The organism is Arsenicibacter sp. R0_47 (assembly GCF_057652235.1).
On record NZ_JBYFCJ010000004.1, the window covers coordinates 56326 to 76038 of the forward strand.

Here is a 19713-nt window from a genome sequence, read left to right on the forward strand (position 1 = left end):
TCATCCGTCAGGTAGTAAAAGCAAGAAATGGCCGTGAAACGGATATAAAATCGTAGAGACGCAACATCTTGCGTCTCATCACCCGTCAGGTAGATTAATAGAAAAACGTAAACTGGCATAAAAACGAGACGCAAAATATTGCGTCTCTACGAAGGGAACACAACAGGTTTGTAGAATGGATTACTGCCGTCCGGGCAGGTCTGCACGGAAAACTTCCAGATTTCCCTGATCCTGAAGGGTAACGTACACCGTTCGGTTGTCTTTGCCGCCGAAGGTCACGTTGGTTGGTTTTTTGCCGGTCAGTTCAATCTCCCGCAGTAGTTTGCCTTGAGGCGACACCCTGGCAACGGTGCCTTTGTCGTACCGTGCGATGTACAGGGTACCGGCCTTGTCGCAGCGCATACCATCCATCCCGAAATCAGGGAATTTGATCAGCAGGCGTTTGTTGCTGACCGCGCCCGACGGCGACAGGTCATAGGCCCACACATTGTGCTGGACGGATTCGTTGACATACAGCGTTTTATTGTCCGGACTTACCTCTATTCCATTGGTCGTGCCCATGTCTGCTTCCAGTAGTGTTACTTTCCCGTCGGGGTCGATGCGCCAGATATTGCCGGTGTTTTCCTTCCAGTTCGGGTCGCTGGCATACAACCGGCCTTTATCATCAATGGCAATGTCGTTCGGTTGATTCATGCGGCTTTCGTGCGCAAAAACCGTAACTGATTTTGTGCCCTTTTTGATGCGGAGGATATTATGCTTCGGGTAATCGGCAATGAACATATCACCCGCTTTGTTGAACCGGATGCCGTTACCGACACTGCCGGCCGGTAATTCAACAAACAGACTGGCCTTCCCTGCCGGAGTAACCTGACCAATGGTGCCTTCTTTGGCAAAATTGACGGCATAGATGGTTCCGGCCTTATCGACGGCCGGCCCTTCGACACCATTGGTAAAGCCGTTTGCCGGCGTGAATACCCGCGCTTTGAAAAGAGCAGGGTCAGGGGCCGAGGCTGTCAGGAAAAGGCCGGTTGCCAGGGCAGTCGTGCAAAGAGTGGTTACGCGTGAAAAAAAGTGCATGTACGTGAATGAGTAATTCGGTCAGTTAGCAAAGGTAATGGATCGCGCATTACCAGGTACGTTTCTCCATGTAGGCGTCAAGCTCAGCGCGTTTCATCGGTAGTTCATCCGGATTGGCATCAAGCCACTTCAGAAAATCGGTTTTGATGACGTCGGTCCATTGGTTGTCAATCTGTCCCGGCGTGTATTTTCCGGATTTGAGCATCGCACGGCTGAATTTGTCGCGGAGGGCAATGAATTCGGCGGTGAGAATCACCTTTTCGGCCATGTGGGCCGGAATAAACACCACGCCCTGGCTTTTGGCGAGTACCAGATCACCCGGCATCACAATGGCTTTACCGATGCGGATCGGGGTATTGAGACCCATCAGGACCACGTCTTTCAGAAACGTCGGGTCCCAGTCGCGGACGTAGGCGTTGAAGCCCTTGATGTTTTTCAGCCCTTCCAGATCGCGGGCGGCGGCATCGAAAATAACGCCTGTACCGGTTTTGGCAAAAATAGAGTTCCCCAGATTGTCGCCGATCAGGGTACCGTCGGTCAGTTTTCCCATCCCGTCGGCAACATACACATCGCCTTTGGTAAGCTGGTCGATCGGCCAGGCGTTGGTGTTGCCGATACGCCCCTGTTTTTTACCGCGTTCCCGGATGCTTTTTTCCACATCAGGCCGGCTGGGCAGGTACATGGCGGTCAGGGCGCGGCCGACAATAGGCTCGTCCTCGTGAATGATTTTCCAGCCCCGTTCGAACTGGCAGGTATAGCCTTCGTTGTTGAGCACCTGCCAGGCTTCTTCGATGCCGATGTTCCGGGCGCGGCGCAGCAGATCGTCGGGCACTTTCGGACGCCCGTCCGGAAACCGTTCGCCTTTCCATTCGGCGGTCAGATAAGTCAGTTCGTCTTTGGGGATGGTTTGGGCCGAGACGGGACGGAAAGCCGGCAGGCCGAGGGCCAGACAAACAGCAAGGGTTCGGAACGTGTAATGCACGGGCTAACAAACAGGTAAAGGTTAATGAATGGGCTACCGGCAGCATCGGCGGGGGAACCGCAAAAGCGGCTTTTGTCCCGCTAAGACGATGCTTATCCGTAAAAGACAGAACAAGCAGAAAGCTATCTATTACGGACCTGACGCTCCGGCTCAGAACTTAACATAAATTGGCCGGGCGATGCCGTTGAGGTCGTAAACGATGCGGCCGTTGCGGATGGTCATTTCGCAACTAAACCGCCGGGTGCCTGTGATCTTCCGGCCGGTATAGTCGAAGAAGCCGAACACACCCTCATCGCGGACGGAGAACGTACTTTTTTCCAGATTCAGAATGGCGACATCAGCCTCACTGCCTACCGACAACGACCCGAGGGCCGGCCGGTTAATGGCCTGAGCAGGTGCCCAGGTACTGGCCCGGATGACGTCATGAAGCGGCATCCCCATCGCCAGAAACTTCGACATCACGTTGAGCATGTCCTTCATGGCATTGTTCATGCTGCCCGTATGTATATCGGTGCTGATCGTATTCGGAAAAAAGCCTTGTTCCAGCGCCGGAATCGCCTGCGAGAACGCAAAACTGATTCCCCCGTAACCCACGTCGAATAGGATTCCGCGGCGGCGGGCCTCCAGTACAAACGGCTTTACCTGCTGACTGGCCACATCCACAATGGCTTCGCGGGTCCGCAGCTGCCCGAAACAGTGGGTGAACAGATCGCCGGGACGCAGGTGATTCAGCAGTAAATCTGCCAGGGACAGCATCGGCGTACTCCCCCCGAAATCAATCATGACCGGCAGCCGGGCCAGCTTTCCGGCTTCTGCCACCTGCTCCGTCGGCGTCCAGTTATAGCCGTTGAAATGCGCCAGTTTGAAGCCAACAACCTGGTCGGGAAACTGAGCGGCCATGTCGGCGGCTGGTTTTGGGTCCATGTCGTCCAGATTCTGTTCAAATGTGCCGCCCCGCATCCCGTTGCCGACAATATTCAGGAAGGCCAGCACCCGCGTTTGGGAACGGTCGATGGTTTGCTTTTTGAACGTCGGAAACTCCCGCCAGCCCGAAGAGCCGGCGTCGACAATGGTTGTTACGCCTGTCCGGAACGTAAAGCCATCGGGCGGGATGGCGCTCGGGCCGTTGGCATAGGCCTGGTCGGGATTGGTGCCGAAAAAGACATGCGTATGGATGTCGATCAGGCCGGGCGTAACATAAAGCCCGTTGGCATCGACCACCTGACGGGCGCCGGCCGCATCGATATGGGGTGCAACGGCGGCAATTTTTCCGTCGAGAATAGCCACATCGAGCAGGGTGTCGATGTGGTTTTTCGGGTCGATAACGTGGCCGTTCCGGATCACAATGTGGTACGGTTGCGCTACGGCCCTCAGACACATTGCGCAGAGAATGACGCTGAGTAAATACTGCATGGCCGGGGCTTAGACAGTGGCTTTCATCAGCTCTTCCTTCAACCGGCGGGCCACGATTTTCTCCTGCCCCGGTTTCATCATCCAGACGGTTACCTGCACACCGGCTGGTCCGCCGCCACCGATTTCAATCGACGGATCGCCTTTCCGGAGGGCTTCCTGTAAGGCGGAGCCGGTCAGCTTACAATCGGCCGGATTCCAGGTAATTTTCAGGGTAGGCGTGTGATTGCCCAGCGGCGGCACATGTACCGACGTTGTAATGCCTTTCACACCCCTGACCGCATCCTGCACATAGGCAATGCCGTCTTCCCACTGCTTCCAGAGCTTATCGTGGTCCAGATTAATAAACGTCTCCAGGGCAACATACATCCCCAGAATTTCTTCCTTGTTTACCTTCATGCCCCGGCCGATGTTAAAACCGCGCGGCGGCATGTGCAGGCGGGCAGCGGCAACAATATCCTTTTTGCCCATCAGCAGACCGGCGCTTTGGGGGCCGCGCATGGCCTTGCCGCCGGAAATCACCACGAAACTGAAGCCCATGTCGTTGAAGCGCCACAGGTTCGAGACCGGCGGTACGTCAGCGGCAATGTCGATGGAAGTCGGAATATTGTATTTTTTGCCGAGGGCAACCCATTCTTCGTGCATAATCTTGCCTTTGTCGGCCTCGATGTGCAGAAAGTGCATCAGGGCAGTCCGCTCATTAATTGCTTTTTCAACATCAGCCGCCGTCTCGACCTGTATGATTTTGCAACCGGTATTGGTCAGGGCGTGATTGTAGACAATGTCATGGGCTTTCTGGCAGATTACTTCGGTTTTCATGCCTGTACCGGCCAGATGGGGCAGTTTCTCCACCTTACTCTGGTCCATACCGGTCAGGATACCGGCCAGACCGAGGGTCATGGCCGAAAAAGCGCCCGAGGTTACCACAGCGGCTTCGGCATGGACCATCTGTGCGATTCTGGCGCCCACCTTGTCCTGTAGCTCGTCGAGCTGGCAGAATTCTTTAGCACCATAGTTAATGGCGTCCAGTACCTCATCCTGCATGAGCGAACCCGTCAGGTAGGTAAGCGTACCGGTGGCGTTGATGAAGGTGCGGACGCCCAGTTCCTTATACAGGTCGCGTTTCGGGCTGACGTTCGGGCCAGTGAGACTGTCCAGCGACAGGCTGCCCAAGGCACCGGACAGGAGCGGAACGCCTGACAGGCGTTTGATGAGTTTTCGTCGGTTGAGCATCGGAGTAACGGGTTTAGATATACGCAATGCAATCCATTTCGACCAGCGAATCGCCCGGAACACCGCCGTATACGGCCACCGTTGTCCGGACCGGCGGCTTGCTGCCGAACCGGCCTTTATAGACCTCATTCATGGCTTTGTAGTCGTTCAGGTCATGCAGATAGACATTGACTTTCAGGACTTTTTCCATCGAGGAGCCGGCTTTAATCAGCTCTTTTTCCAGTTCTTTCAGGACTTCATCGGTATGTACGCGGATGTCGCCTTCCTTGTGATAACCCTTACCGGCAACAAAGACGAAGTTGCCCATTTTGGTTGAGCCGGAAAAAAGCGGAACACCCTCATCGGTAGTAATGGTAAAGGCTTCTTTTTCAGGCGCTGCATCGGGCTGCGGGCTACCGGTTCGGGAACCCGCATGAGCAATAGTATTGATACCGGCAAGTCCGGCTACAGACGTAAACAGGCGCTTCAGAATGGAACGGCGCTGCGCAACTGGTTTCATGGTTTTTTCGGGTAAAATGCGTTTGTAATAACTTCAGCAAGGAGCGGGTAAAACCGGGTAGCGGGAAAAACGGGCACAAGGTACCCTGACACCAGTCGGCTGACTGGTGCAGGGCATTGGGTTAAGGGTAGGCAGGGTTAGCTTATTTGTCTAGCCACATCTGGGTCAGGAACGTGTTACCGCCCAGCTTGCCGGCAGCATCGTTGTAGTTCTCCTTATTGAGGTTTTCTTCGGACGCCGGGTAGAGCATCCGGCGGAAGATCTTACCGCCGGTGATGTTGCCCGGGTAGTTGTTCGGTGTCAGGGCAGGGTAGCCCGTCCGCCGCCAGTTCAGGAATACTTCCTGCGAGTTCGGAAAAACCGATACCCAGAACTGGTTATAAATCTGCTCCAGCTGACTGGCCGTCGTACCGGTTTTGAGCGCATTGGCGGCCGCGTAGGCGTCGATGCTTGCCTGCGGGATCACCCCGTCGGCCCCGAACAGGGCCCATTGACGCATACTGGCCTTTACCCCGGCATCGTAGGCGGCCGCGGCAGTTTTGCCGGTATACCAGCCCCGCACAGCCGCTTCGGCCAGATAAAAGTTCACTTCGGCATTGGTCAGCATCAGCATCGGCGCGTTTAATTTCAGGAGCGTAGCGGGGTTAGGCTCTGAATAGGTCACGAAATCCGATGGCTTGGTGTTCGGGATCGTCGCCACCATGCCTTTCTGGATGGCCGGATCATTGTTTGGCTTACCACCGACATACACCACCGACAGTACCGGCAGACGCGGATCGCCGGTCTTTTTCAGGTAGTTGATAAACGTTTCGTGAAACTTACCGCCCTCCGGATTGCTGGAACCGTCGGCTTTCAGGTAATCACTGTTCAGCATCCAGTAGGCCAGCGGGTTCTGGTTAATGACCTGCCCCGAAGCCAGATAGGTAATTTTGGCGATGTCGGCGTCTTCGGTTACCAGCAGGTTGGCGGCGATAGCCTTTTTAACCCATGTTTCGGCCAATGCCGCGTCGGGTTTGGTCATCCGCATACCCAGCCGGAGCATCAGCGAATACGCAAATTTCTTCCATTTCGTGATATCGCCGCCGTATACCAGGTCTGCCGCACCGAACGTTGCTTTCGACGCATCGAACAGAGCCACTGATTTTTCCAGCTCGCTCAGCATGTCGGCATAAATGTCCTTTTGTGCGTCGTATTTAGGCTTAAACAGGCTTTGGGTATAGCCAAGGCCCGCCTGCGTATAGGGAATATCGCCGTAGAGATCCGTAATTTTTGAAAAGGCATATACCCGCCAGATCCGGGCGACGGCCAGTTTATTGACCTGAGCCGGATCTTTCTCCACGGCCCGGATGACTTCACCGATTTCGTTGATTTCGTTCGGATAAGCGTTGCTGAAAACCGTATACGGAGCTGTTCCCTGGTTGAAGATGTATTTTGACCCCCAGCTGGCTACGTCATTATAGCTGGTGGTATACTGCATCGTTCCCTGCAATCCGGTGATCATGTTGCCGGCCGCGTCGTACTGCGACTTGGTGAAGACATATTCCGGCCGGATTACGTTGGAGGCATCCGGGTTGGTATTGAGATCCTCGAAACCTTTATCGCAGCCCGTTAACAGGCTAAGACCGCACAGGGCGATGGCGAGGGTAGTCAGGTTCTTTTTCATGGTTGTCACGATTAAAATTTAACGAGGAGGTTAAAGCCATAGCTGCGGGTACGCGGTAAGCCCAGCGACTCAAAACCCTGATTGGAACTGTTGGTAAAGCTTTGTTCAGGATCGAAATTGTCGGTGTGCTTCATGAGCGTGAACAGGTTACGCGACACAAAGGACAGGCTGGCCGACTGCATCCGCAGGGGTCTGACGATGCTGGCCGGTACGTTATAGCTCAGAATCACCTGCCGCAGTTTAATGAAGCTGCCATCGTGCAGGAACAGGTCTGAGTAGTTTTTCTCGTTGTCGTAGTAAATCCGTAGGCTTTCCTTAGGAACCGTGCGCGTGTAGGCGTCGCACGTTGGTGTCACGCCTTTCAGGACCAGCCCGTTATCACGGCCGTCGAGGGTGTACTTCAGCTTACCCATCCGCATGGCATACACCTCCATTACCGAGAATACCTTGTTGCCGAACTTACCGTCAACGAGGATGTTCAGGGAGAAATTTTTGTAGCGGAATTCATTCGACAGACCCATTGTCAGCGGTGGAACACCGAGTCCAAGTTCCTGTAAGCCGGTTTTCTGAGCGTAGCCGGTCGCCGGATCATAAACAATATTGCCATTGGTGTCGCGCACTTTCGTTGTGCCGTAAATAGCGCCGTAGGTACGGCCTTCGACCGAGTTTACATAAGCCCAGTTGTTGACCGACGTTGCCATCTGCATGGACTTGATGCCGTCGGCCAGTTTCACCACCTTGCTTTGGTTATAGGCGACGTTGTAGCTGATGTTCCAGCCGAAATCAGCGGCTTTCACAGGATTGTAGGTCACGAGTGCCTCAATACCCTTGTTGTTGAGCTTACCAACGTTCAGGTAAACCGAGTTGTAGCCGGATGTCGGAGAGATGCTGGTCTGCACAATATCGTTGGTGGTAGCGCGGTTGTAGTACGTCAGATCAAGGCCCACACGGCGCTGGAACAGCTTCAGGTCCATCCCCAGCTCGTAGGTGGTTGAGGTGAGCGGCTTCAGTCCGGCGTTGGTAATGGCGTTGCTCGTAACGTTCTGTAACGGCTGCCCGGAACTCGGCACAATCGAGTAGGTCAGGTTAATCACATACGGGTCCGGTGTCGCACCGCCTACCTGCGCCCACGAAGCCCGCAGTTTGGCAAAATCAATGGCGGCCGGCAAACGGAACGCCTGCGAAAGCACAAAGCTGCCACCGATTGACGGGTAGAAAATCGTGTTGTTTTTCGGGCTCAGTGTGGAGAACCAGTCCTGCCGGCCGGTCATGGTCAGGAAGGCAATTTCCTTGTAGTCGAGATCAACCGAACCGAAGACCGAGTTTGTCTGGGTGCGCTGGTTCAGCGGTGTTGTGGTAGCCGTTGCCAGGTTGGTTGAGCTGTAGAAGTACGGGATGATAAACGTCTGACCGGCAATGCTCAGCTGGTTGTAGGCATACTTCCGCGTGTTGCCGCCAGCCATGGCCGAAATACCGAAGTTCTCGCCGATTTTAGTGTTATAGTTAGCCGTCAGCATGGCGTTCAGCTCGTTCACGTCGGCCTTCATCTGGTTGTACTGTCCGTTCGGAATGTAGCGCGTACCGGTTGGCAGGATATACTTGTAATTGTAGTTGTAGAAATCCTGGCTTACGGTGCCTTTAACCGACAGGTTGTCAAGGATTTTGTACGTGATACCGAACTGGCCGATAAACCGGTTTTTACTGTCGTCCTGCTTGTATTTATTGACTACGAAATAGCTGTTCGAGGCAATGTCGGCGTCGTTCCAGGCGATTTCGGTGCCATTGGCATCATAGCCGGGGCTCAGCCAGCGGATATCCGAGGTGTTGCCGATCATATACGGCGTCCAGTTCGGGTTGCCGAGGGCGTCACCGGCACCGGTTTTGTTGTGGCCGTTTTCGAGGGTGTACTGCGCGAGTGCCTCAATTAAAATCTTGTTGCCAAACTGACCGTTGATGTTCAGATTACCGGTTTTGCGCTTGTAGGTATTCGACGGTAATACGCCTTTAGCCGCCAGATCGGCGAGGGAAAAACGGTAATTAACTTTCTCATTGCCACCGGTAAAGGCCAGCGTGTTTGTAAATGTCGTACCGTTCTGGTAGAAGTTTTTGATGTTGTCTTTCTGCGCTGTGTACGGGTGTGTCAGGCCGTCGGCGGCCACGAAATCCGATCCGTCGATCTTAGCGCCCCACGACCGGCGACCCCAGGCAATGGCCTGTGCCTGCGTCGTTGGTTTGGCGGCGTTATCGCCCTGACCGTATGCATACTGCCAGTCGGGCGTTACGGCCGGTGTTTCCATCGTGAAGGTCGAGTTGTATTCGATACCGACCCCTTTCTGCGCGCGTCCTTTCTTGGTTGTGATCAGAATAACGCCGTTGGCAGCCCGTGAGCCGTAGAGGGCAGCGGCCGTACCACCTTTCAGGACGTTGATTGACTCGATGTCGTCGGGGTTGATGCCCGCAATCCCGTCACCGCGGTCCACGTTGCCCTGGCCGCCGTTGGTCGTTGCCGGACCGCCCGGCACCGTGTTATCGATCGGCATCCCGTTGATTACGTACAAGGGCTGGTTATCGCCGGTCAGTGAGCCGTTACCGCGGATGATGATGCGGCTCGAACCGCCCGGGCCCGTTGACATACCGGTTGCATTAACCCCGGCGATTTTGCCCGACAGCGCATTGGCTACGTTGTTTTCGCGGGCCTGGGTAAATTCCGAGCCCTTTACTTCCGACACGGCATAGGCGAGGGCTTTTTTGTCTTTGGCAATACCGAGGGCAGTGACTACTACTTCGTTGAGCGTGCTCGATTCCGGTACCATTTTCACCGTCAGATCGGTGCGGCTGCCAACGGCAATCTCCTGGCGGGTGTACCCCACGAAGCTGAAAATAAGGGTGGCTTCGGCGCTTTCCGGCAGTTCAATGGCAAATTTGCCGTCGGAGCCCGAGGAAGTGCCCCGTTCGGTGCCTTTAATGATGACGCTAACACCCGGCAGCCCCGAACCGGTCTCGTCGAGAACGAGTCCCGTCAGCCGGCGCTTAGGGGCTTCGGCCGGGAGCGGCGACCGCATCGTTGCCGGTGCATCCGTGCGTTTCAGGATAATCTGGTTCTGGAGTACGTCAAATGTTACCTGATAGGGAGCCAGAATTTTTTTCAGTACATCCGCCAGTTTCTCATCCCGGAACCGGTAAACGATGCGGTTGCCGGCGCCAAAAATCTGCGGGTTGTACATGAATTTTACGTGGGCCTGCGATTCAAGGTGTTCCAGTACGCTGGCTATGGTGGCATTTGATAGCTGGAGGGTAACACGCTGGTCCAGTAGTTTCTGCCCGTTCACAGCATGGGCGAAGGTTAAGGCGGTAAGCGTAACAGAAAGCACTGCCTGAATCAGGCTAAAGCGCATAATTTTCTGTATTTTTTTTGGAATAAGTACACTTTTTGACATAATTTTGATGCTTGTCGAGGTGAAAAACCGGCACAAAAAATCCCCTGTCCGCCTTGCGGATGATGGTCGTACGTCGTAAATCAGGGGAGCTTCTCAGGTCGGATATGTTGGCGCATGTCCGACTTTTTTTTGCTTCATCGTCTGTTATTTCATCATAGGCAACTCAGGGTCTGTTCAAGGCTAAGAAAATACGGGTTAATTGATACATCCTTTACTGGTGATGAAAATCTGCCCGTCGGAAACCGTATAGCGGGCGTCAATTGTATGGCAGATAAGGGTTAGTTTATCGAAAAGCGGCTCGTTGGTAAACGTAGCCGTGAGGTAGCAATCCTGCATGAGACCTTCGTTGAACCGGATGGGAATGCCGTATGCTGTTTCGAGCTGCTGAAAGACCGTGGTTATTGACGACGCTTTAAACTGCATGCTGACCGGTTGAAGCAGGAGCGGCTGATCAACTAAACTGCGGACCAGCGTTTGGCGCGTATCCGTGATCGTGGCCTGCTGGTTGGGAGTTAAGTCAAGCGTGGCGGACTGCATCTGTTGCCGGCGGCCGGTTGCGGAAACACGCACTTTTCCGGTTCTGACAATCACCCTGGCTTGCGGCATACCCTCGACGGCCTCAACCAGAAAGCTGGTTCCCAGCACACGGGTCGTCAGCCGGTGCGTTTTTACCACAAACGGTTGGGTAGCATTATGGGTTACCGAGAAAAAGCCCTGGCCCGACAGAAAAACCTCGCGGGTCGAATCGCTGAAAGAGCGGGGAAAGCTTAGCCGGCTTTTCGGCTGTAACAACACGGTGCTCTGGTCGGGCAGCGTAATCGTAACAGGGTGAGGACGCTGGTTAACGACTTCGGTCAGTGGGCGAGGGGTTGCGTTCACCAGTGCCTGGTAACTGACAGCCTGATTGGCCAGCCGCTGATAGCCAAGCCAGCTGCTGGCCAGCAGCAGTAGTCCGGCGGCAATGCGGAGCAGGGCAACCTTTGGCCATAAAGGGCGGGTATGGGTCGCCGTATGGGTTTCCAGATATCCGGTCAGGCGTTGAATTCCGGCTTCAACTAGACTATTGTCCGGCTGCCGGTTGTCATAAACCCTGTGCAGCATCGTCAAAAGCTGGTCGGCCTGGTCTACCACTTCCTGTTTGTCGGGATGTTGCAGCAGCCAAACCTCCCAGAAAGCGGCATCATCCGCAACGTTGAACAGCTTCCAGCGTATGAAGGAAGGTTCACCGGCTAATGCTTCTGGGGTATAATTCCGAAAATTTTGCATGAAAACGGACGCGGTTTGGCGTTTATACCGTAATGATGCAAGGAACTATCGCTAATACTCCCGTTTAGGGAAAAATATTTTGCATTTTTTGCAAACGACCTTCAAATGTTGCCGTTTACGGAAGTTTTGCCAAGGGGCGGGTATGGCTTTTACCAGCCTCCTGAAAAGTTAACCAGAGTATTCAGACCATCTTTGTGCCGCTGATGCCGGTAGCACAACCAAAAAAATACGAATCAAAACGTACCGCCAGCTGATGGCTTTGAAAGATTTCCTTAACAACTGAGGCATCACCGAAATTTTCGGTATAAGTCCAGAGCATACGATAGTCCTCCGGATTCCCCAGAAACAATTTTCCAAGTCTCGGGATAATGTGTTTCAGGTACAGTCTGTACGTAAATAATAATAGCTTATTACGGGGTTTGGATACTTCAATAAACGAAAATTTTCCGCCTGGTTTTAAAATTCTGTATACTTCAGCGGCCAGCCTGCCAAGCTGTTCTTTGTTAAACGTTTTCAGTCCATACGCGCAGGTGATGATATCGTATTGATTGGCTGTCAGGTTGTTTTTCAAAACGTCCTGATGCAGTATTACGAATTTACGCCCCGGCCTGTTAACCTGCTTTTGCTGGCTTAACGCACACATTCGCTTTGAAAAATCTAATGCGGTAAAGTGTGCATTCGGAAACTGGGTTGCCAGAATTGTCCAGTTTTCGCCCAGACCTGATAATAAATCAATGGCTTGTATGTCAGCGGTATTATGGCCCAGAGCACGTATAAACTGCTTGCGCCACCGGATTGAGAAACCAAACGAAGTAATGTAATTCATTCGTTCGTAGGAGTCTGACATACTATCAAAAAGCCTTTTTACATAGTCTGGTTCATAAATATCCTCCATGTTGTCTTGTTTTTGGTATGGATTTACCTTCCGGGAAGAAGACCGTCCGGTGACCTTCCAGGAAGTTCAAAACTTCCTGGAAGGTCTGGCCAGCTCACCGCTTTTATCGGATAATAAACGAATAGTTGCCCGCCTGCAACGTATACCGGGCGGTGTTACCTGAGATTGCTTTTACCGGTTTCACAACCTGCCCGTTTTCCCATAGCTGCTGGCCGGATGCCAGATGCAGGGTAAGGGTGGCGCTGGAATTGGCCGGAATCACAACCGAATACGTAATGCCGTCGTTCCCCCGCGACCAGGCTGAGGTAATCAGGCCGTTCGGGCCTGCGTGGGACGCGTCAAACCGGTTGAGCCCTTTAACAAAATGAGGCTCCAGCAAGATGTTCCGGAAGCCCGGCTGCTCCGGATCGGGTTTGATGCCACCAGGGGCCTTGTACAGCCACGCCCCGATTTCGCCGAACATGATGTGGTTCATCGAAATGTCGCTTTTGGCATCAATCGGCCAGTTTTCGTACAGCGTTGTCGCGCCGTTTTTAATCCACCAGCCCCACGACGGGAAGGTTTCCTGCGCCGCTACCTGATAGGCAACATCGGCATAGCCATTCTCGCTCAGCGCGTTCAGAATGGATTTGGTCCCCAGCAGCCCAACGTCCAGATGCGTGTTATCGGCCTGAACCCGTTTGGCCAGATTGGCCGCCACCTTTGCTTTCTGGTCGTCCGGTACAATGCCCAGGTGCAGGGGCACACTCAGCTCGGTCTGAACCCCTTGGCCGTATAAACCGGTTGCCGGATTGTAATACTTTGCATTGACTGCATTCTTTATTTTGGCGGCCAGTGCAGAGTAAGCCACAAAATCTGCCTGTTTGCCCAATATCTTAGCCGCTTTGGCAACAATGGACGCGTCGGTGAAATAATACACCGACGATGTAAACTCAACCGGCGTTTTCGACTTAACCGGCACCCAGTCGCCGAGCCCCCAGGTCGTCAGGCCGGTGGGGCTGATGGCGGTAATCCGGTCGACGTACCGTTTCATGGCCTCGTAGTTGTCGGCCAGAATCTTGCTGTCACCGTAAAACAGATACACATGCCACGGAATCAGCGCGATGGTGCTGGTCCAGTCAGGGCCGTTGCCCCATTCGTAGCCCCAGCCGCCGGTCGGGATAATCGACGGCAGCACCCCGTTGGGCTGTTGTTCGTCGAGGTGGTCGGCCAGCCATTTTTCATAAACCGTTATGCCGTCAAAGCTATACAAGCCGGTTTCGATGGCGATGTGAGCGTCACCGGTCCAGCCGTTTTTCTCCCGCTGCGGGCAGTCGGTCGGGTAGCCGAACAGGTTCGACAGGTAAGAGTTATTGGTCGCCCACCACAGCGTATTGATCGTCGGATTCGATGATGTAACCTGCCCCGCCGGTGGTACATCGCTGTGCATAAAATAGCCGGTCAGGCTTTTCTCGCTCAAGGTCAGCGGATTGCTGCTGGTAACTTCAACATACTGGAAACCCTTGTAGTTAAAGTGCGGCATAAAGACTTCTTCGCCCTTTCCGCTCAGGATAACGATGTCGGTCTGAAACGGATCCGATTTGTCGGTTGGGCGGTAGTGTACATCGATGTTCGACATATCCACCAGACCGGTTGGATAAATGCGCTCCCCGTGTTTCAGCCGGACGACGGTGCCGGCCGGACCACTCACCCTGAACTGGCTGACGCCGGCGATATTCCGGCCGAGATCAAACACAACGGTGGTGTCATTGATCCGGCGCATCTGCCGGGCCGGGATGGCTTCGACATTGCGTACCGGATGCATGGCCTGCGCGACGATATTTTCCGAAGGTGCTGCCCGCAGCAATACATTTTTCCATTTCGAGTCATCAAACGAGGCGGTATTCCAGCCGGGTTGTTCGAGCCGGGCGTCGTAGTGTTCGGCGGTATAGATGGAGTTAAAGATGACGGGACTCAGCGCCGTTTTCCAGTCTTTACCGGAGGCGATGGTTTCGGTCGTGCCGTCGTCGTAGGTAATGCGGAGATCGAGGCAGAAAGTGGGCCGTGCGCGCCACGGGGCCTTATGAAAATCCCAGACAGCGGTCGACTGGTGGTTATACCAGCCATTGCCAAGGAGTACGCCAATGGCATTTTTGCCGGTCTGAAGCTGTTTTGTCACATCATACGTCACGTAAAGCGTGCGCCGGTCGAAGCGGGTATACATCGGATCGAGCCGGTGATTGCCCGTTTTTTCTCCGTTGATGTAGAGCTCATAGAGACCACCCGCTGCAATATAGGCCCGTGCCGATTTGATTTTTCTGGCAATGGTAAAGCCTTTCCGGAAGTAAGGCGCGGGTTTCAGATCGACGTTACTGACATCGCTGATCCAGGCGCCCATCCAGTTCTTCTGTTGCATCATGCCGGTTTCAAAGCGGGCAATGGCAGACGTCGCCGGTTTGCCATCTTTGTCCCATACCGTAACGCGCCAGAAGTAGGGAGTAAACGGTTTCAGGGGTTTGCCATGATAGGTCGCCAGTCCCTGATTGGTGGCTGTTTTAACGGTTTGCCAGCTGTCGGCTTTTCCGCCTGCCAGGGCTGCCGAATCGGTACCGACAGCCAGTTGCCAGGCCGTTTGCCGGGCACCACGGCGGTCATCGTCCAGCCGCCACGAAAACCGTGGAGCCGGTGTATCGAGCCCGAGCGGATTCACGAGGTGCTCACACTGTAAACCCGTTGGCACACAGGCCGGTTTCTGAGCCATCACCGCGCCCAGCTGAAGCGTCAGGAATATCGTTAAAAAAGGTTTCATATCGGGTTTCATAAATGTAGGGGCAACCCCACGTGGTTGCCCAAATGCACGTGGTTGCCCAAATGCACGTGGTTGCCCAAATGGAGTTGCCCCATAAATCATATTAGTTCACCAGTATACCCACCTCAGCCGCCGAGGCAGTTGTATCCGTGTCGTTGGCAGGCGCGAGGGCAACCAGCTTAAAATACCGTGCACCGTATGCTTTCGGGAAACGGATTTCCTGCTTGATCGGGTTGTTTTTAATGTTGCCGAACGCACTGTTTTCCTGCACCGCCTGCCAGTTCTGACCGTCCTGACTCACGTAAAAACTGTACTGATAGATGGTTCCGCTGTGGTTACTATCCTGACGGGGCGTATAGGTGAAGCCGGTAAGGTTCAGGGATTCGCCAAGGTCGACCACCAGCTCGTGCGGGTATTTTTTGCCGGCATCCGGGCGGTTGCTGACCCAGACGGAGCCCGGATTCGAGTCGATCGCGCGGGTATCCTTGCTGTTGACAACCGACCATTTAGCCGGCGCAAGGTCAAACGATGCCCGGACCGTTTCCGTCGATTTGGCTCCGTTCTGAATAAATGCCTTTGCCTTGACCGTTCCGCCCTGTACCAGCTCAAACGGTTTGGCATAGACCGGCGACGAAGCCGTTGGCTCGGAGCCATCGGTCGTATAGCGGATAATCGGGTCGGCCAGTTCGGTCGTGATGCTGACCAGACCTTGCTTGTTCCGGCTGATGGCCGGGGTAGATAACAGTTCCGGTGCCTTGTAGACGCTGCACTCCGAAATCACCGGACAGGCCAGGGCGTCGAGAATCGTCACGCGGATTTTAGCCGTTTTGCGGGTCGGGAATGCCAGAATGCGCTTGTAGCCAATCGTTGTCTGCTGGTCGATGGTTTCGTAGGCCGAACCGTTCCAGGCTTCCAGTTTAAACGACTTCACCCGCTGACCAAGCGGAATGTATTCCTGGAGTACCACACGGTTCACGTCCGTTGGTTTGCCGAGATCGACGATAAACGATCCTTGCCGGGTGTTGTCGTTGGTAGTCCAGTAACTGTCAAAGTTGCCGTCGGTCAGGTTGGTGGCCGCGTAGGCTTTGTCGTTGCCGCGCACTTCCGAACCACTGACGGATTTCCGCAGCGCCAGGTTTGTTTTAAACGACTCATCGACGGTCCGGCGGAACTCCATTAACCGCGTTGAGTCATTCGGGTGAATCAGCCCTTTGCGGGAAACCGGCACGTTCAGCAGCAGGTTTCCGTTGCGGCCGACCGACGAGTAATATATTTTCAGTAAGTGATTCAGGGACTTAACGCGGTCGTCGGTATCGGGGCTATAAAACCAGCCAGGACGGATGGATACATCCACTTCGGCCGGAATCCAGCGTTCACCGTTTTCGTTGCCGGTATTCAGGATATTGGTCGGCGGGGCGTCATTGCCCATGCCGAATCCTTTGACGTTCAGCGTTGACCAGTTTGTTTCGCCGGCAATACCCTCTTCGTTACCCATCCAGCGGCAGCCGGGGCCTATGTCGCTGAAAATAACGGCTTTGGGCTGGTTTTTGAATACGACACTATGGAAAAGCGGCCAGTCATAAACCTGCTTTTTCCCGTTCGGACCTTCGCCGTTGGCTCCGTCGAACCACTGCTCATACACATCGCCGTAGTTCCCCAGAACCTCGTTCAGTGTATTGGCAAAAATCTGGTTGTATTCGTCCGTGCCATATTTCGGGTGGTTCCGGTCCCAGGGCGAGAGGTAGACGCCGAACTTGAGGCCGTATTCCTTACAGGCATTGGAAAGCTCGCGGAGAACGTCGCCCTTGCCGTCTTTCCAGGCGCTTTCGCGGACGGTGTGCGTACTGAATTTACTCGGCCACAGGCAGAACCCGTCGTGGTGCTTAGCGGTGATGATAATGGCTTTCATACCCGCTGCCTTAGCCGTGCGCGCCCATTGGCGGGCATCGAGATTCGTCGGGTTAAAGACCTTCGGGTCTTCATCGCCGTGTCCCCATTCCTTGTTGGTAAACGTATTCGGCCCGAAATGGATAAACATGTAATACTCCATTTTCTGCCAGGCAATCTGTTGGGGAGACGGTACGGCTCCGTACGGTGCCGGTGGGAGCGTTTTTTGCGCCAATAACGGGCTGGCACTGAGACCCAGCAGGGTCATTAACGTGAGTTTTTTCATCTACTGATGAGAAATTATGCGTCGATTGGTTGAGAATTGACCTGCAAATTACACGTTTGAACAGACTTTGACAGGATTACAGGAGGTACATGATTAAGTTTTAGTCCTGGCTCCGGTAAAGATGGATTAATAAGAAAATCAGTTCAGGGAAAAGGCAATGTACTGGTCTCCGGATTTAGTATTGAGCTTGCCACCGCCGCAGGCAATCACGATGTATTGTTTGCCATTAACCGTGTAGGTACTTGGCGAAGCATAGCCGGCAGCGGGTAATTTGGCCTGCCACATTAATTTCCCCGTCCGTTTATCAAAAGCCCTGAACATTTCGTCTTTCGTGGCAGCAATGAACACCAGTCCCCCGGCCGTGACCAGCGGTCCGCCATAGTTGTCGGTGCCGGTAGGGGCAATGCCCTGACGGGTGAGTTCCGGATATTCACCCAGCGGAATCTGCCAGCGGTGTTCGCCGGTATTGAGGTCGATTGCCGTCAGCGTTCCCCACGGCGGGTTGCTGACAGGATAGCCTTTGCTGTCGTACCAGCGGTTGTAGCCGGTATGCTGATAGGGAATCTCCGTTGATTTGGCAACCGCTCCCTGAACCGTAGCCGGATTGCCCGTATTCATCAAAAAAGCCAGAATCGCTTTTCGTTCGGCTTCGGGAATGTGGGAAAAGGAAGGCATCATGCCACGCCCTTTCAGTAAAATCTGGTTTACGGCGTCGGGCGTATACCGTTTTTCCAGCCCGAGTAAAGACGGGTAGGAGCCGTCGTGGTTGCCCCGCCGGTCGGCGCCGTGACAGGCTGAGCAGTTCCGGGTGTACAGCTGTGCACCGGTAATAGATGCCGTTGAGCCGGGCGTTTCCTTACGGATCAGTGACGAAAAGCAAGGGTTCTGCTTGGCCGGAATGTAGATTGTCCCTTCCGGATCAGTCGCTGAACCGCCCCACTGCGCCCCGCCATCGGTGCCGGGGAAGAAGAGGGTCATGGTTTCGGTGAGTGGTGTGTAGGGGCTGCCCGTGCGGGCTTTCCGGAGCTGCGCAATGATTTCATCGCGGTTAGAAGCCCACGTATTAACATCCTGTTCGGTGAAGGTCTGTTTCGTAAACGGGGCCGGTTTTACGGGAATCGGCTGGGTTGGTGCCGTCTGCTCGCCGGCAATATGGGTCTGCGGGAAAGCCTTTTCCTCAATGGGAAACAGCGGTTTTCCGGTTACACGGTCAAACACGAATACGTGCCCCTGTTTGGTTGTCTGCGCCACGGCATCGATGCGTTTGCCGTGGTGGGTAACGGTCAAAAGGTTGGGCGGTGAGGGCGGGTCGCGGTCCCAGATGTCGTGGTGGACGAACTGAAAGTGCCAGAGGCGTTTGCCGGTGTTGGCATCCAGGGCAATCAGACAGTTGGCATACAGGTTGTCGCCTTTGCGGTTGCCGCCGTAAAAATCGAAAGCCGCTGAGCCGGTGGGGGCGTAAACAATGCCCCGCTCGCGGTCAACGGCCATACCCGCCCAGGCATTCGCCCCGCCCAGCCGCTCGCGTGGTTTTGCCGGCGACCAGGTAGCGTAGCCGGGAGTACCGGGTTCCGGTATGGTTTTGAACGTCCAGCGCAGCTTACCCGTCCGGGCATCAAACGCCCGGATATCGCCCAGCAGGGCAGTCTCTCCCTCCGCAAGGCGTGCCCCGACAATGAGGTTGTCTTTATACAGTGTGGCCGGGGTATTCATCCGGATATAGTCATCGCCGCCGGGGCGCTCAATACCGGTTTTCAGGTCGATGCGCCCGCCATTGCCAAAGGTTGGTATCAGTTGTCCTGCGTTGGCATCGAGGGCGTAGAGCCACTGCCCGGCACCGAAAAAGATGCGGGCATCGTTGCCCTCACGCCAGTACGTTACCCCGCGGCTGAGCGTGCCGCCGTTATCGGTCAGGGCCGTTTTCCAGCGCAGCTTACCGGTATGGGCATCCACCGCAAAGGCCTGGATTGCGGCGGATACGCCATACAGTACGCCGTCGATGATAATGGGATTGCACTGGACCTGACTGCGGTTTTTCAGCGTATCTGCATCCTGCGACCGGAATGTCCAGGCGGGTTTCAGCTGACCAACATTTCCGGTGTTGATCTCCTTCAGGGCGGAATAGTGGCTTCGGGCGCCATCACCGTTGTATTCCGTCCAGCTGGTGTCAGACGTTAAGGTGCTTGCCCACACAAAGGGCAGACAAAGAAAAAGGAGCAGGAACACTCGTTTCATATACGGAGTAAACAGTAAACAGCTGTATGGGACAAGCTCGATTTGCTTACAGGAG

General features: G+C 54.5%; 12 protein-coding genes. All 12 read right to left on the minus strand.

Annotated elements, in window-relative coordinates:
- Positions 1–180: 180 nt before the first annotated feature.
- Positions 181–1077: an SMP-30/gluconolactonase/LRE family protein gene (locus AC23NW_RS09000; protein ID WP_487448995.1), complete on the minus strand. Its 897-nt coding sequence runs from the start codon at positions 1075–1077 to the stop codon at positions 181–183.
- A 49-nt stretch (positions 1078–1126) separates the two neighbouring features.
- Positions 1127–2026 carry an RraA family protein gene (locus AC23NW_RS09005; RefSeq protein ID WP_487449640.1) on the minus strand — a complete coding sequence of 300 codons (900 nt, stop codon included), beginning with the start codon at positions 2024–2026 and terminating at the stop codon, positions 1127–1129.
- A gap of 183 nt (positions 2027–2209) precedes the next feature.
- Positions 2210–3472, minus strand: a complete 1263-nt coding sequence (locus AC23NW_RS09010; protein WP_487448997.1) for an amidohydrolase/deacetylase family metallohydrolase — start codon at positions 3470–3472, stop codon at positions 2210–2212.
- Positions 3473–3481: 9 nt separating this feature from the next.
- Entirely contained in the window at positions 3482–4702 is a 1221-nt protein-coding gene (locus AC23NW_RS09015) for an aminotransferase class V-fold PLP-dependent enzyme (RefSeq protein WP_487448998.1), read from the minus strand.
- Between the two features lie 13 nt (positions 4703–4715).
- Positions 4716–5201: a RidA family protein gene (locus tag AC23NW_RS09020; RefSeq protein ID WP_487448999.1), complete on the minus strand. Its 486-nt coding sequence runs from the start codon at positions 5199–5201 to the stop codon at positions 4716–4718.
- A gap of 142 nt (positions 5202–5343) precedes the next feature.
- Positions 5344–6864: a SusD/RagB family nutrient-binding outer membrane lipoprotein gene (locus tag AC23NW_RS09025; RefSeq protein WP_487449000.1), complete on the minus strand. Its 1521-nt coding sequence runs from the start codon at positions 6862–6864 to the stop codon at positions 5344–5346.
- An 11-nt stretch (positions 6865–6875) separates the two neighbouring features.
- The gene (locus AC23NW_RS09030; RefSeq protein WP_487449002.1) at positions 6876–10259 is read right to left on the minus strand and encodes a SusC/RagA family TonB-linked outer membrane protein; all 3384 of its coding nucleotides are present in this window, start codon (positions 10257–10259) and stop codon (positions 6876–6878) included.
- 237 nt (positions 10260–10496) lie between these two features.
- A complete protein-coding gene (locus tag AC23NW_RS09035) occupies positions 10497–11567 on the minus strand; it encodes a FecR family protein (protein ID WP_487449003.1) in 1071 nt (356 codons plus the stop codon).
- Positions 11568–11748: 181 nt separating this feature from the next.
- Complete coding sequence (locus AC23NW_RS09040) at positions 11749–12462, minus strand: class I SAM-dependent methyltransferase (protein ID WP_487449005.1); 714 nt, start codon at positions 12460–12462, stop codon at positions 11749–11751.
- Positions 12463–12565: 103 nt separating this feature from the next.
- Positions 12566–15250 (minus strand): alpha-L-rhamnosidase, encoded by a 2685-nt coding sequence (locus tag AC23NW_RS09045; RefSeq protein WP_487449006.1) that lies wholly within the window; start codon positions 15248–15250, stop codon positions 12566–12568.
- A gap of 103 nt (positions 15251–15353) precedes the next feature.
- Positions 15354–17423 carry an alpha-L-fucosidase gene (locus AC23NW_RS09050; protein WP_487449008.1) on the minus strand — a complete coding sequence of 690 codons (2070 nt, stop codon included), beginning with the start codon at positions 17421–17423 and terminating at the stop codon, positions 15354–15356.
- A gap of 138 nt (positions 17424–17561) precedes the next feature.
- Positions 17562–19658: a pyrroloquinoline quinone-dependent dehydrogenase gene (locus AC23NW_RS09055; RefSeq protein WP_487449010.1), complete on the minus strand. Its 2097-nt coding sequence runs from the start codon at positions 19656–19658 to the stop codon at positions 17562–17564.
- Between the last annotated feature and the right edge of the window lie 55 nt (positions 19659–19713).